This is a genomic window from Acinetobacter sp. YH12120, from assembly GCF_013418795.1.
GTDB lineage: Bacteria > Pseudomonadota > Gammaproteobacteria > Pseudomonadales > Moraxellaceae > Acinetobacter > Acinetobacter towneri.
This window is the reverse complement of the sequence record NZ_VPBI01000012.1, coordinates 49,032-65,131: the sequence shown is the minus strand read 5'-3', so window position 1 is coordinate 65,131 and position 16,100 is coordinate 49,032. Positions and strand designations below refer to the sequence as shown.

The 16,100-nt window shown below is 42.2% G+C and carries 10 protein-coding genes; 4 read left to right on the top strand and 6 right to left on the bottom strand.

Features of this window, described 5'->3' with window-relative positions; translation table 11 throughout:
- Positions 1-97: 97 nt before the first annotated feature.
- Positions 98-1,798, bottom strand: coding sequence for a GGDEF domain-containing protein (locus FTU58_RS09230; RefSeq protein WP_179990628.1), 1,701 nt, complete (start codon positions 1,796-1,798; stop codon positions 98-100).
- 1,070 nt (positions 1,799-2,868) lie between these two features.
- Here FTU58_RS09230 and omp33-36 point away from each other — a divergent pair.
- Positions 2,869-3,792 (top strand): porin Omp33-36, encoded by a 924-nt coding sequence (omp33-36, locus tag FTU58_RS09225; RefSeq protein WP_257222354.1) that lies wholly within the window; start codon positions 2,869-2,871, stop codon positions 3,790-3,792.
- 88 nt (positions 3,793-3,880) lie between these two features.
- On the opposite strand, the gene FTU58_RS09220 is transcribed toward omp33-36, so the two are convergent.
- From FTU58_RS09220 to FTU58_RS09210, 3 genes are all read right to left on the bottom strand, one after another.
- A complete protein-coding gene (locus FTU58_RS09220; protein ID WP_180062374.1) occupies positions 3,881-4,579 on the bottom strand; it encodes an ion channel in 699 nt (232 codons plus the stop codon).
- 202 nt (positions 4,580-4,781) lie between these two features.
- Complete coding sequence (locus tag FTU58_RS09215) at positions 4,782-6,491, bottom strand: cation acetate symporter (protein ID WP_180062373.1); 1,710 nt, start codon at positions 6,489-6,491, stop codon at positions 4,782-4,784.
- 1 nt (position 6,492) lies between these two features.
- Positions 6,493-6,825 carry a DUF485 domain-containing protein gene (locus tag FTU58_RS09210; RefSeq protein WP_180005910.1) on the bottom strand — a complete coding sequence of 111 codons (333 nt, stop codon included), beginning with the start codon at positions 6,823-6,825 and terminating at the stop codon, positions 6,493-6,495.
- A gap of 185 nt (positions 6,826-7,010) precedes the next feature.
- On the opposite strand from FTU58_RS09210, the gene FTU58_RS09205 reads away from it, so the two are divergent.
- Both FTU58_RS09205 and FTU58_RS09200 read left to right on the top strand, forming a co-directional pair.
- Entirely contained in the window at positions 7,011-10,502 is a 3,492-nt protein-coding gene (locus FTU58_RS09205) for a PAS domain-containing hybrid sensor histidine kinase/response regulator (RefSeq protein ID WP_180062372.1), read from the top strand.
- A gap of 536 nt (positions 10,503-11,038) precedes the next feature.
- Positions 11,039-11,806 (top strand): hypothetical protein, encoded by a 768-nt coding sequence (locus FTU58_RS09200; RefSeq protein ID WP_096902222.1) that lies wholly within the window; start codon positions 11,039-11,041, stop codon positions 11,804-11,806.
- A 125-nt stretch (positions 11,807-11,931) separates the two neighbouring features.
- On the opposite strand, the gene FTU58_RS09195 is transcribed toward FTU58_RS09200, so the two are convergent.
- Together FTU58_RS09195 and FTU58_RS09190 are read right to left on the bottom strand one after the other, a co-directional pair.
- Positions 11,932-13,632, bottom strand: coding sequence for an NAD-dependent malic enzyme (locus tag FTU58_RS09195; RefSeq protein ID WP_004970216.1), 1,701 nt, complete (start codon positions 13,630-13,632; stop codon positions 11,932-11,934).
- 170 nt (positions 13,633-13,802) lie between these two features.
- On the bottom strand, positions 13,803-14,084 hold the full coding sequence (locus FTU58_RS09190; RefSeq protein WP_004970219.1) for a DUF2798 domain-containing protein: 282 nt from the start codon (positions 14,082-14,084) through the stop codon (positions 13,803-13,805).
- A gap of 195 nt (positions 14,085-14,279) precedes the next feature.
- On the opposite strand from FTU58_RS09190, the gene argS reads away from it, so the two are divergent.
- Entirely contained in the window at positions 14,280-16,070 is a 1,791-nt protein-coding gene (gene argS / locus FTU58_RS09185; RefSeq protein WP_104852866.1) for an arginine--tRNA ligase, read from the top strand.
- Positions 16,071-16,100: the final 30 nt, after the last annotated feature.

Genomic DNA, 16,100 nt, shown 5'->3' with positions numbered 1-16,100 from the left:
TTCAAGTTTAAATACAGATTCAGCACAAACTTGTGCTGAATCTTTCACTCTAGGCTTTTTATCACTTCGGAAATGCTCGTGGATCAATTACTGTGACTTAGTCACCAGCAACGGCATTGCGCCCACGTGCTTTGGCTCTAAATAAGTGTTTATCGGCTTTTTCCAACAATCTGCTCCATGACGCAGCACCCACCGCCACGCCAGCACTGACCGACACTTGAATATAATCATTCAGTTCTGGAATAAAAATTTCTTGATTCACAATATGGCAGCGCAATTTATCTGCCAAATACAGCGCCTCAGTAAATTCTATTTGCTCAATCAAAACCAAAAACTCATCGCCACCATAACGCACCACCAAGTCTGAGGCACGGACATGCGCTTTGAGAGTATCGGCAATACATTTTAAAGCTTGGTCACCTACCACATGCCCGAAGGTATCGTTAATGTGTTTGAATTTATCCACATCCATAATAATCAGACCAGTTTTGCTCAATTTTTCAGGTCGATGTTCTAAATATTTGATGTATTCCTCAAGCGCCAAACGGTTGGAAACACCAGTTAAGGCATCGGTATTGGCAATATTACGCAGCTGAAATTCTAAAATATCGCGTTGCTCTAGGCGTTGTTTTAGTTTTTGAATAGCCTCAAAGAGCGTTACCTTGTCTGGATTTTGCGTACCTTGAGCTTCATCTTCATAAGCTGCCAAACGTAAAATTTGACTGCGCGCCTGAATTAAGGGAATAAAGACCTTCGAACGCGCATAGACCATAGTGAAAATCGCAGCCAATAACGAAATAATTGACACCACTAGCGTTAAAATAAAAGTACGCTGAGCCTGATGATAATCTTTGTGTGCAACCTGCAAACTGTGCGCTAATATAAATGACTGCAAACTGACCACAGTGTTGAATTTATCCACAATTTTTTGGGTGAGTTCAGTACCTGTCAATGAATAAGGTTGTCCATGAATACTTTGCTGAATCAATTGATTAACGATAGGAATTCCCTCATCCAAAAACTCCTTTTTTAATTGATTATGCAAAATATTATATTCAGGAATTTTATGTGCTTCAGGCAAAATGGTATGGATTAAATCCCACAAATAATAAGCTTGGCGTTGGGTTTGCAAAGAGCTCGCCAAATTGGTTTCAGGAATTTTTTCAGCAAACGTTACCGCGGCAATAATATTGGATGCCACCCTTCCCGCTTGATCACGCAAATCTGAAAGAACAAAAATCACACTATAATAGGTCGATACCGATGAGTCTTTTGCCACTGAATCGAGCATGACGTGTTTCAGCACATGCTGAGAACTGTCCCATGCCGCAAACATTTTTTGAATCGCATGATCCATCTGTTGAGAGCTACGCAAATGCTGTGGAGTTGCTGCATATTCATCGACCGCCTGACGCCCTTGTTCTAAAGCAGTCTTTAACTGATGCGATAAATGATGCGCATGGATAATAAAACCTTCTTTTCTTAAAATATTGATGGTCTGTTCTACTTGTTGATCCACGCCAGCACGGTACGCTTTCAATTCTTGTAAATTTTGCTGAAATTCAGCTGCTGAACTCGACATGACTTTGTTTGCAGGTGCTCGTTCACGCGAAATACTATTGGTCAGTTCAGCCACTTTGCCTAATACAGAAATTTCAATTAAAGCACGTTTTGTTTTTTGATAACTCTGATAACTATTCACCATCAGAGGAACGCAAATAAAAAGCAATGACACGATAATAATGATCATCGAGATCAACAGTCGCTGACTGATATGCTCTGTGCGCAATTTCATCATCATGCTAAGTTTTACCTACGTCATTATAACTGTGCAAAATCGTGGACTTGATCACTTAATCGGCGACTATATTACATGAGCAATCTTTAAATTACTTACAAAAAAGATAATTAATTCACTTATATTTTAAAGCCGTCTAACTAAGTCATCTCATTCAAGAAAATTTCTAAAAGCATGCCCTGCGCCGACTTACCTAAAACAACAAATACAAAAAATAATGTTTCAGCATGCAGAAAATATTTTACAGATGCAACATTTGGGTGCATAATGCACCTCATTAGGGCGAGTTTAGTTTTTCCTCAGCAGTAAACTAAATTTACCCGCAAATTTTGGCGAAAAATCCCAGTTTTTGAAAGAAAACTGGGATTTTTTTATGGGTTTTGATCATATCACACCCTCATACTGCACCATATCGGTGCAATTTTCGCAAAACCATTTGCGTTTTCACATGCAAAAAAAAACCCAACCTTGGGGAAAGTTGGGCAGATAAAAAGCAAACAATTATGGAGAATCAGATCGCACTACTGGATGAACCAAGCTTAGGATTTGATGGTTAAATTATGAGATAAGTCACATAATTTACAAACCCGACTTAAGTAGTAGGACTTCATGGTGGAATTATGAAATAAATCACAGTTTATGTAAAGCCTAGTCAACCAGTCTGATTTATTTTTATACAAATATTAAAATTTAATGTGACTAAACTCACATTAATTCAAATATTCCACTCAAATTCAGTCTAAACAAGCCTTCTTTATTGCTTGTTTTTTACCCAAATATCATGATTTCACCCTAAAACAGGTGAATTTTTCCGTTATTCTTCACTCTCCAAGAATTATTATTACAGATAATTTCAATTAAACTTATCGATTAATCCAATTAATGCTTTGCTTATTATTTCTACTTTTGTTGCAAAAACGAACATATCGACTTGTTATCCATACAGTTTTTAGGTTGACAGCAAAAATTTTATTTGAATACTTTTTAAACACCAAAGTCAATTGGACTTAATTCTTAAATAAAGTCCTTTTAGTTCATTGACTTAATAATTTGTTACACTAAAATGATCAATGTTTCATCCATTTTTAACAAAACTGGTAACTATCATGAAAAAACTCGGTTTAGCCACTGCATTATTATTAGCCATGACCGGTGCTCAAGCGTACCAATTCGAAGTTCAAGGTCAATCAGAATTTCTAGACACTACTGAAAACAACCAAAACTTCACTGGTGCTGTTCAAGGTACTTACTACTTCAAAAATGTTGATGCGACTAAAGGTCCATTGGCTGAAGCTGCATTCTTAAACCAAGCATCTAACGTTGCTTTAGCTTACCAATATGCTCAATATGACGCTCCTCGTGCAGGTGGTCGTTCAGACGTTGAATCTCATGTTTATGGTGCTAAAGCTGAAGCGTATGTACCAACTCAATTGGTTCCTGTTTATGCAAGTGCAGCATATAGCCATACAATTAATGACAGCAAAAATAACCTTAAATTTGATGACCAAGGCGACCGTTATGCCTTAGAACTTGGTGCAGTAGTAGCGCCGAACTTCTTAGTTGCTGTAGGTTATACAAGCGTTGCAGACCAAACTTCTTATGATGCTTTCAACATCCTTTCTAATGGTGTTGCTAAAGCAGCACTTGAGTCAGGCACAATCAATCAAGATCAAGATGCAATCACTGCACGTACAAAATACGTAGGCGCAATTGACGGCACCAATATGGCTGTTGGTTTTGAAGCAGGTCTTGTATATGGTGAAGACACTATGTACAACTTAAAAACTGATCTTTACTTAACACCAGCACTTAGCGTAGGTGCTTCTTATGTAGAAACAAGTGCTAATACTGATACCGATTCTGCTTGGGGTGCGAACGTAAACTACTTCATCACTCCTGCAGTTGCTGTAGGTGCTAGCTATGTAAATGCGAATGCTGTAGGTGAAGCACGTGACACTCAAACTGTTGGTGTAAACGCTAAATTCCGTTTCTAATTTCACATTAGACACTGAAGCTAAAAAAGACGCTCATCTGGGCGTCTTTTTTATGCCTGAAATCTGTCACAAAAATTTGCACGCTGTTTTACTCAGCCGAATCATCATGGTGATGATGCGGTAAGTGGCGAATGTACTGCAATGCGATTAAACGTGACACGATCAATGCCAAATACATTACCCCACAGAACATTTGCAACATGGCAATCACCCGTGCTTCAGGACTGATCGGTATAAGATCAGATAAGCCTGTCGCAGACTGCAAACTAAAACTTAAAAACAGTAAATCAAGCCAGCTTTGTAAACCTGCAGCATTTGGGTTCTGAAAACTTTGCGGAATCAAAATTTGACAGATGCTATATAAAAAGGCAAAACCCCAAGCAATTAAAGTAAACACTGCGGCAGCGGCAAACAGCTCATCTTTGGTTAAATAACGGTCATGGAACATATAGCGCAATAAGCCATACGCTGCGCTAAAATAGGCTGCAGCTTCGCAGGCATGACTCATCACCAAAATAAGAGGATGCCGCACACCTAGTAAAATAAAGAATGAAAAGAACAAAGCCGCATAAACAAAACTGAGCCCCAAAACACTCAACATTGGCGTTTGTCGAATCACTTTAGCAATGAGCAGCAACACCAATACCCCCACCATCCACGTGATGACTTTATAGGGCATGTTGTGATGTGCAAAGAGTGAGAGCAGCAAAATCAAAAACTGCAAAAACAACAGCCATGCCGAAGGCAAGACCCGAAATCTTTTCCAGACATTGTCTAATATGTGCATATATCCGCTGCCTATTCTTTTTATATTGCATCCAACATAGCAGCTTATTTACGCATGCATGGACTCTGTATCAAAATTGCATATATAAAACCTCTCTATGCTTTAGATGAAATAGCCCTCCTAGATGCTAGATAGATCATCCACGAAATTTTAGCCATAAAAAAAGTCCCATTGCTGGGACTTTTTTGAGGTGTTTCAGACCTTAGTGGTCAGATGCACCAGAGATACCAATACCAGTTTGTGAGCGTACGAACTGTGCATCGAATGCTTTACGTTCAGCTTGTGCTTGCGCAGAGTTGTCAGTGATAGAGAACAACCAGCAGCAGAAGAATGAAAGTGGCATTGCAAAGATCGCAGGACCATTGAATGGGTTGATTGGTGTGTCAGAAATTTGAAGCGTATCTACCCAAACTGCTTTAGACAATACAATCAAGGTTACTGCTGAAGCTAAGCCTGCTACACCACCAATCACTGCACCGCGAGTCGTTAAGCCTCTCCAGTACATAGATAGTACAAGTACTGGGAAGTTTGCACATGCTGCTACAGAGAATGCTAAACCTACCATGAACGCAACGTTTTGTTTCTCGAAAAGAATACCCAAGATCATTGCGAAGATTGCTAAGCCTAAAGTTGCAATTTTAGACATGCGAAGTTCAGATTCAGGAGTCGTTTGACCTTTCTTGAATACGTTAGCGTATAAGTCGTGAGAGATTGCTGAAGCACCAGACAATGTCAAACCAGCTACAACCGCAAGAATTGTTGCGAATGCTACCGCTGAAATGAAGCCCATGAACAAGTCACCGCCAACTGCGTCAGACAAGTGCACCGCAGCCATGTTGTTACCACCAACAAGTTCTAACTTGCCAGTAACTGCCATTTTCGCAACATCAAGGAATTGTGGGTTGTTGGATACATAAAGGATCGCACCAAAACCAATGATGAACGTTAATAGGTAGAAGTAACCAATGAAACCTGTAGCAACTACAACTGATTTACGCGCTTCTTTTGCATCTTTTACAGTAAAGAAACGCATCAAGATGTGTGGTAAACCTGCAGTACCGAACATTAATGCAAGACCAAGTGAGATTGCATCAATTGGGTTAGAAGCTAGCTTACCAGGACCCATAATGTTTGCAGCATCTGCCAAGCTCAAGTCATGTACTTTAGAGAATACTTGGATTGATTGCTCGAACATGTTAGTGAAGCTGAAGCCCACACCTTTCATTACCATGAAGGCCATGAAAGTTGCACCTGAAAGTAACATCACCGCTTTGATGATCTGTACCCAAGTTGTTGCCAACATACCACCGAACATTACGTAAGCCATCATGAGTAGACCCACGATTACTACAGCAATATTATAGTTCAAACCAAAGAGTAGTTTGATTAACTGGCCCGCACCTACCATCTGTGCAATCAGATAGAACGCAACTACAACAAGTGAACTGAATGCTGCAAGGGTACGTACTGGCTTTTCAGCTAGACGGAACGATACCACGTCAGAAAGGTTATATTTACCTAAGTTACGTAAACGTTCAGCGATCAAGAACAATACAATTGGCCAGCCCACCATGAAGCCCAGTGAATATAGCAAGCCATCAAAGCCTGACATAAACACCATTGCGGAAATACCGAGGAACGATGCTGCTGACATATAGTCACCTGCAATCGCTAGACCATTTTGGAAACCAGAAATACCACCGCCTGCGGTATAGAAGTCCTTAGTGCTCGTGGTTTGCTTCGCTGCCCATTTAGTAATGAACAAAGTTGCGCCAACGAAAATTAAGAACATAATAATTGCTGGCCAGTTGGTCGGCTGCTGTTCTGCTGCACCTAAATCTGGTCCTGCAAATGCCATACCTGACATTAATACAGTAGACGCAGCCAGTGCTTTCAATGAATTCCATTTCATCTTAGTGCGGTCCTTTCTCATGTGTAATTGCTTCAACTTCACGCATCGCATCTTCATTCAACTGGTCAAGTTTGCCATTCGCAATTGATGAGTAAACTGCACATAAAATGAAAGATAAAACGATAATGCCCAGACCCAGTGGAATACCCCAAGTCGTCACACCACCTGAAATTGAACTCAATAAGAATTCTTTGTTATAGCCCACTAAAAGCATAAAACCTACGTACACAAACAACATGATTGCTGTTAATGTCCAGCTTAGGTTACTTTTTCTGCGAACCATTTCTTTGAATTTTGGGTTTTGTAGAATACGATCTACTTGTACCTCATCCATAACCTGCTCCTTAAAGCGCCCTGCCTTAGGCGCAAATTTTTAATTCGAATTATTTCGAACTTAAAATTAACAATGTTGAAGCCGATTTGCAATTTAGACTTTGGTCGCTAAAAAAATGATCAACCTCAGCGCAAAGGCAATGGAATACGCTATCATAGCCCTATTGTCGATACTTTTAAGGCATCATGAACAGCTGGCTCATTATGGGGGTTTTAGCCCTCTATATCGCATTACTTTTTATCTGTGCTTTCTATGGGGAAAAACACGCCAGTCGTTTAAGCACGCGTGGGCGCATGCTCATGTTCAGCTTAACTTTAGGGGTGTACTGTTCATCATGGACTTTTTATGGTGCAACGGGCGCAGCCGTTCGTGAAGGGATCATTTTTTTACCCATTTATTTAGGGCCATTGCTGTTTGTCGCTGTTGGTTATGATATTTGGCGACGTTTAGGTCGAGTGCGACAACACCACGCCATTTCATCGATTGCTGACTTTGTTGCTGCACGTTACGGTAAAAGCGGGCCATTGGCATCACTGGTCACAATTTTGGCGGTGATTGCAATTATTCCCTATTTGGCTTTGCAATTACGCGCAATTGCGCTGAGTGCCGCAGTGATTTTGGATCAAAGCACCAATGTTGAAAGTACCACCAATGCGGTGTTATTCCTGACAGGTTTATTGGCTATTTTGGCGATGCTGTTTGGTACTCGACAAATTGCCAATACCGAACAACACGGCGGCTTAATGCTCGCGGTTGCCTTTGAGTCCTTTGTCAAACTATTTGCTTTGCTGGCTGTGGCTTTCTTCTTTGTATTTGAAGCGCCCGACAATATTCATCAAATTGCCAATGATGTTTCAATTACCTTCCATGAAGTACAGCTATTTGGCGTACCTGAAACCTTTTGGGTGCAAACCTTATTGGCGGCATTAGCAATTATTTGCTTGCCACGTCAGTTCCACGTTGCCGTGGTCGAACTGCGCGATGAAAAACATATTCGTGGCGCGCGTCGCTGGTTTGCCGTTTATCTGATTTTAACCACCATCGCGATTGTTCCAATTGCCAGTTGGGCTTTGCACGCAGCTCCGCAATATTTAGCCATCCCAGATGTAGCGGTTTTGTCTTTGCCACTCAGTTATAACCAAGACTGGTTGACGCTGTTGGCGTTCTTGGGAGGATTCTCCGCCTCAACAGGTATGCTATTGGTATCTTCAGTAGCACTGTCGATCATGCTGAGTAATGACCTGATCATGCCTGCCTTGTGGCGCATGGGCATTTTCTCACGCCATGACAAGCGCTTGCCTTTGGTACTGAAATTCACCCGACGCATTTGTATTTTAGCGGTAATGCTACTCGGCTTCCTGTTCTTCAACTTCTTTAACGATATTGATCAACTTTCTGTGTTTGGCTTGTTGGCCTTTAGTGCAGTGGCGCAGTTCTCCCCTGCCCTGATTGGTGGTTTGTATTGGCGCGGTGGCAGTAAACAGGGCGTTTATGCAGGTTTAATTGTTGGTTTTGCGATGTGGGCCTATACCCTGCTGCTTCCGACCATTTTACGCAGCCTGCCAAGTCAGTTCAGCGACTTTACCCGTGAGTTTTTACTGCTTGGGCCTTTGGGCATCAACTGGTTACGCCCTGAAGCCTTGCTTGGCTTTGAATCTTTTGCCCCGCTCACACATGGGGTGGTTTGGGCGCTCGGTTTAAATATTTTGTTATATGTTTGGGTGTCACGTATTTTCCGCCCAAGTGTGGCAGAACAGATTCAGGCCGAAAGTTTCTTTTATTATGAAACCAAGCCTTTGCCAACTCAGAACATGAGCAACGAGGTCAGCTATTCACATCAGGATGTAGCGCGTTTAAAAGTAGGCGATTTAATCACACTGGCAAAACGCATTACAGGCGAATCTCCAACCCGACAAGCCTTTGAGCAGTTTAGTCAGCAAAATAATGTGGTGCTGAATGAAAATGCCAATGCCAACGGCATGTGGTGGCGTTTTACCGAACAATATTTGGCAGGCACCATTGGTGCAGCATCTGCGCGTACTTTGCTCACCACTGCCATGGTCAATAACGGACTCGCTTTAGGGCAAGTTGCGAATATTCTTGACCAAGCCTCACAATGGCAACGCTTTAACCAAAACCTAATCATGACCATGATTGACCACATGACCCAAGGCGTGAGTGTGGTAGATGAAAATATGTGTTTGGTAGCATGGAATAATCAATATCTCAAACTATTTGATTATCCTAAAGATATTGTCTATGTCGGGTGCCCAATTGCCGATTTGATTCGCTATAACGCAGAACGTGGTGAATGTGGTCCGGGCTCAATTGAAGAACACGTGCGTAAACGTATTCACTGGATGAAAATGGGCAGTGCACACGAGTTTGAACGCATCCGTAAAGATGGTCGTGTAATTCAAATGCGTGGTAATCCAATTGAAGGCGGTGGTTTCGTGACCACCTTTGCCGATATTACCGCTTTCCGTGAAAACGAAGCCGTACTTGAAGCACGGGTACAAGATCGCACACAACAATTGGCCGATGCTTTGGCAGAACAGCAATTGGCACGTGAACAAGCCGACAAAGCCAATATGTCCAAAAGCCGCTTTATTGCCGCTGCCAGTCATGACTTATTACAGCCAATGCATGCAGCGCGCTTATTCAGTACGGCTTTAGAGCAAAGTATTCAGTCCGATGAAGACCGTAAAACCCTGCAACAACTGGATCGTGCCCTGCATGGTGCAGAAAGTATGCTCTCGGCCTTGTTGGATATTGCCCGTTTGGAAGGCGGTACGATTCAGCCGAAACGTCAGGCTTATCCACTGCATGACTTACTCAGCGATTTAAGCCTGCAATTTAAATCCATTGCGGCACAACGTGGCATTGAATTCCGTGTGCATGACGTACAGTTCTGGATTGATACCGACCCACAATGGATTCGTCGTATTATTCAAAACTTTGTCAGCAATGCGCTGCGCTATACCGCCAAAGGGCGTGTGGTCGTGGGCGTGTTACGTTCTGCAGAACATCCACAACATATTAGAATTGGGGTGTGGGATACAGGTCCGGGTATTGCCGAAGAACAACGTATTAAACTGTTTCAGGAATTTGAGCGTTGCGGACATACGTCGCCTTGGGGTGAGCAAGGTCTAGGTCTTGGGTTAGCGATTGTGCAGCGTATGACCAGTTTGCTGAACTACCCTGTGCATGTCTATTCGGAATTGGGCAAAGGCTCGTGCTTTATGATTGAAGTGCCGATTGTCGAAGCTCCAAAAGTAGTGGCTGCACCTGTGCAAGTGGTGCCGTTGAAAACCAAAGCCTATAAAATTTTGTGTTTAGACAATGATGAAACCATTTTGGAAGGCATGGCGACCCTGCTGAGTAAATGGGGCTATCACGTATTTAAAGCCACCGAACCTGAACAAGCAATTGAGTTGATTCAACGTGAGCACATTCAAGTTTGGTTGGTCGATCAGCACTTAAATGACGATAAAATCGGTTTAGATTTTATTCTGGAACATCGTCAAGCCGATGTACCTGTGGCGTTAATTACTGCTGACTCTGATCCAGAACTACCGCAACGCTTAAAAGAACTCAACATCGTCTTGCTGAAAAAACCATTAAAACCAGCATCGCTACGTTCTTGGTTATCGGGTCTGAAAATTTCGGAGACTTGATTCACATACCTAACTTTGGCTAATTTGGGGCGCTCATCCCACAGAGATAAAGCTGAGATGAACGCACCGACCTTGTTACATTTTCTGGTTTGGTTACATTTGTTAGTCTGATGACCAAGCTTCACTTTACATAGCGAAATATGGCCACAATGAAAATCCAACACATTTGCTGTCAATATTGACAGCGATTGACCTGATGCAGCACACCAATTGACCAAACTTTTCAAAAACACTGCCTTTTGATGCGCTACAATTCACATTAAATATCATGGTCAGATTCGCTATGGCAAAGTCTGACAAGATCGTAAGCAAATACACCCAAACTTGCTTACAATTTCTTTAATTGCCGAGTTTGTAAAGGCTTTTCTGAGCACATTGCAATACATTAGACTTTAGTCTTATACATCTATTGACTATCTGCGCGCATAACTAAGTACAAGAAATGATCAGCGCATTCATCTTCAAGCCACATCCAAACAAATTTCCTGCCCTATTAAGCGTTGATCGACCTGTTTCCACGTTTTAGGAAGAATCTCATGAATACCGTGAACCATGAACAGCAGCTCGCAGAACAAACACAGCAGCTACAGCGTCAATATGGCGTAAATGCGCTATTGCCCGAAATTCACTGGGATCGTCTGTTTCAAAACAGCAAACTCAAAGCTCCTCATCTACAAGCGCTGAATACCCTGTATCAAACCGCAGTACCCTTAGCCCTACAAGTCTTTGAAGAACTCAATTTTGATGTGTTTCGCCCTGCGGCGTATCAACCACAAGGTTTAGGTCTGTTCAACAAACTTTCAGCACAGGAGGAGCAATTACTGGATGTTTTGGAACAAGAAGCGCAAGGCTTAGATCAAAGCACCCGCCAGCATATTTGGAGTATGTTATTACGTGGTGGTGCGGTACTGGTCTTTAAAGCATGGTTAGGCAAAGTCAAAACAGATGAGGCACAACTCGATACAGCTCAATTTGATGAATTGTCCGATTTGCTGTTCATTAAAACCTCACCTTTTGAGCTGGCAGAACGCTTAAAAGTCGATGCGCATGCACCCACTGAACATATTTTTCTACTGTATGGCAATGACGTGTATTTAGACCGTTTTAACAGTCTTGAAACGGCAGCCTTATTTGTCGATTTAGGCGTGTACGATGCTGCGTTTATAAGCCTGAGAGATGACCACGTTGCAAAATACCTGATTGGACAAGGCTATGTCAGTGAGCAGCAAATTGATGAATTGCAATGTGCCTTAAATCCTTTGAATTGTGCCGATTTAAATCCAAAACAGAACTATATTGCTTAGTGTGAGTTGAAGACTTAAATTCCAAGTAATCACATCGCAAACCCCATCCTATTCCAAATAAAAACAAGGCGTGCAATAGCACGCCTTGTGGCTTATTTCATTAACAATACACGAATGAATTTTGCTTAAAACGTCACACGTTTATAATCACGATATTCAGGCTTCCAGAAATTAGCCTCAATTGCCTCTCGTAATGCCTCATCACTCATGACAGCTGCAACGCCTGCATCCATTGCTGCTTTTGCGACTCTAAATGCAATAAATTTAGACACCTGCTGAATTTCATTTAAATCAGGCAATAAATCTGCATTTGGATCCTGCAACAATGGTGAGCAGTCCGCCAGCGCATTACTGGATGCAATTAACATACTGTCTGTCACACGTGTTGCCCCTGCAGCGATTACCCCTAAGCCAATACCTGGGAAAATATACGAGTTATTGCATTGGGAAATATTATAAAGTTTGCCCTGATAGTTCACTGGCTCAAATGGGCTACCTGTTGCAATTAAGGCCTTGCCTTCAGTCCACTCCAAAATATCGGCAGGAAATGCTTCAACTTGTGAGGTTGGGTTTGACAATGGCAACACAATTGGACGCTCGCAATTGGCAGCCAAGGTTTTAATCACCTCTTCAGTAAATAAACCCGGTTGCCCCGAAACCCCAATCAATACCGTTGGCTTGGCGTTTTGAATGACGTCCAACAGAGAAATCACACCTTCAGGATTGCCCCAATGTGCAACACGGTCAGGACTTTGTGCCAATTTACGTTGGAAATCGAGCAAGTTTGGCTGATTGCTGGTGAATAAGCCAAAACGATCCACCATATACACACGAGCACGTGCTTCAGCATCGCTTAAGCCTTCCACCACCATTTGCGCCACAATTTGCTCGGCAATACCACAACCTGCCGAACCTGCGCCCAAGAAGGCAATGGTTTGATCTTTCAGTTGTTTGCCTGCAGCCCGTGATGCTGCAATTAAGCTGCCCACAGAAACGGCTGCCGTGCCTTGAATATCATCATTAAAACAACAAATTTGATCACGATATTTGTTTAATAACGGCATGGCATTTTTCTGAGCAAAATCTTCAAACTGAATCAATGCCTTTGGCCAACGGCGTTTCACCGCATCAATCACCTGATCGACAAATTGATAGTATTCCTCACCACTAATACGTGGCTGATTCCAGCCCATATAGATCGGATCATTCAGTAATTGTGGGTTATTGGTGCCTACATCTAAGGTAATGGGTAAGGTATAGGCAGGACTAATACCGCCACATGCTGTATATAAAGACAGTTTTCCAATTGGAATACCCATGCCGCCAATGCCCTGATCACCCAAGCCTAAAATACGCTCACCATCGGTAATCACAATCACTTTGACATTCTTTTTATTGATGTTTTGTACAATATCATCAATATGGGCACGGTCTGGATAGGAAATAAAAATACCCCGATGACGGCGGTAAATATCGGAAAAACGCTGACATGCCTCGCCTACAGTTGGGGTGTAAATAATAGGCATCATTTCACTCAAATGCTGTTCAATCAGGTGATAAAACAGGGTTTCATTGGTGTCCTGAATGTTGCGCAAATAAATATGCTTGTTGATGGCATCGCTAAAAGCAGAATATTGCTGATACGAACGCTGGCTTTGTTCTTCAATATTTTCAATTGCATGTGGAATTAAGCCATGCAAGTTAAAACGGGTGCGTTCTTCTTCTGAAAATGCAGAACCTTTATTTAATAAAGGCAATTCTAAAAGGCCGTTGCCCGCATAGGGAATATATAAAGGACGTTTCTGCTGCAAATTTGCGGTTGTCATTGTTCATCTCATTCTAATCGGTTGCTGATGGCGCATGGATTGAGATGCACCATCTGACATCTGACTAGCTTAGCCCGAATTGCAGCAAATAGGGCATTTAGAAGTTTGATAACCAAATCTGAATGATTTTTATTTCTGATAGCCCATGTTATATAGGCATCGAACCTAATTTATTTGGGTGGTTGCAGTGGCGTCATATCTACAATTAAGCCAGTGAACTTACGCACCAAAGGCAGCACACATAATACGACTGGAAAAGCAAACGCCCAAGAAATCATCCAGTTATGCAACCACAGGGTAAAAAATCCCTCAATCCAGCCCAAATTTCGGATCATATTAATCAACGAAATGATGCCACTCATCAAACATGATAAAAAGAAAGGCATTACCACCGTGGCCCATTTCATGGGTAATTTGGGTACATTGCCAAAAATCATTGCACGTTGTTTCATGCTCTAGCCTTTTCGCCTCACTGAATGCCGCATACTATGCCATGAATTGCTTGCTTAAAGGATGATTTTTCAGGCAATTTGTTCATGCTTAGCTACAATCTCTGAAATTCGATAAAGCATACAATTGCACTCCCCTAAAGCCCCTGAAATTTGCTATATTTAGCGTTTTTCTGCACATCTATTTTTCGACTAAATATGAATACGGCAATACAAGCAGCGCTCGATCATGCAGTGCAATCCCTTCAAGCTGAAGGTGTACTCCCATCTGACTGGAACAATACGAGTAATTTAACCCGTACCAAAGACCGCAGCCACGGTGATTTCGCATCAAATATTGCCATGATTGCCTCTAAAGCCGCAGGCATGAAGCCACGCGATTTAGCCGAAAAAATTCTTGCTGCTCTGCCTGAAGTTGCAGACATCAGCAAAGCAGAGATTGCAGGCCCTGGTTTTATTAACTTCTTTTTAAATGCCGACCAGCGTTTTAGTGTTTTAGATCAAATTCAAGCACAAAAACAACAATTTGGACGCAGCCAAATCAATGCAGAAAAACGCATTCAGGTCGAGTTCGTTTCTGCTAACCCAACCTCAAGCCTACACGTGGGTCATGGTCGTGGTGCTGCTTATGGTATGACAGTTGCCAATTTACTTGAAGCCACAGGTGCTAAAGTTGACCGTGAATACTATGTCAATGATGCTGGCCGTCAAATGGATATTTTGGCGACTTCAACTTACTTGCGTTATTTGGAACTGGCAGGTCAAACGCTGGTGTTCCCCAAAAATGCGTATCAGGGTGACTACGTTAAAGACATCGCACAAAGCATTTTAAAACAGGATGGTGAACGCCATGTACGCCCTGTTGCAGATGTATATAACAATGTGCCTGAAGATGTGCAATATGCGGCAGAACTCGATGCCGATGGCAACAAAGTGGTCTTGTCGGGCGACAAAGAAAAACACATTGATGGTTTGATTTTCAATTCACAAACGCTCTTGGGTGATGATTACCGCGTGTTCCATCAGGCTGCGCTGAATGCTATTTTGGCCGACATTAAAGATGACTTGGGCGAGTTTGGTGTCACCTTTAACCAATGGTTTAGCGAAGCGTCATTGACTGAAAAAATTGATGAAGCTCTGCAAACACTAGATCAACGTGGTTATCTATACGAACAAGACGGCAATATCTGGTTTAAATCGACCGCATTTGGCGATGAAAAAGACCGTGTGGTGAAACGCCGCAATGGTCAAACCACTTACTTTGCTTCAGACATTGCTTATCACCTGAATAAATTACAACGTGGCTACACAGACCTAATTGATATTTGGGGTTCAGATCACCACGGTTATATTTCACGTGTGAAAGCGGCCATTGATGCACTAGGCTACGACTCGAAAAAATTAACGGTACTGTTAGTGCAGTTCGTGAGCTTATGGCGTGGTGGTGAAATGGTACAAATGTCATCCCGTTCAGGTCAGTACGTGACCTTGCGTGATTTGCGTAAAGAAGTCGGCAACGATGCTGCACGTTTCTATTACGTCATGCGCAAATCTGAACAGCACATTGACTTTGACCTAGATTTGGCCGTTTCACAAAGTAAAGACAATGCGGTCTACTATATTCAATATGCTCATGCACGTATTTGTCGTATGCTCGAAAAAGCTGCTGCTACGCAATTGAATTTTAATGCGACAACTGCACGTCAGTTTGCCGCTAAACTTGAGCTAGATGCTGAAACTGAAATTTTAGCCAAACTGGCTGCGTATCCTGAAATTTTAGTACGTGCTGCCAACAGCCACGAACCGCATCAGGTAGGTAACTATTTGAAAGAATTAGCAGCATTGTTCCACGGTTGGTACAATGAGCATAAAGTTCTGAATGATGATGCAGCCTTGACTCAAGCACGCTTATTGCTTTCAGTAAACGTACAACAAGTCTTGCGTAATGGTTTAGAATTATTAGGTGTCTCTGCACCAGAAACAATGTAAAAGCCAAATAAAAGCATAACAAGAGGAAGT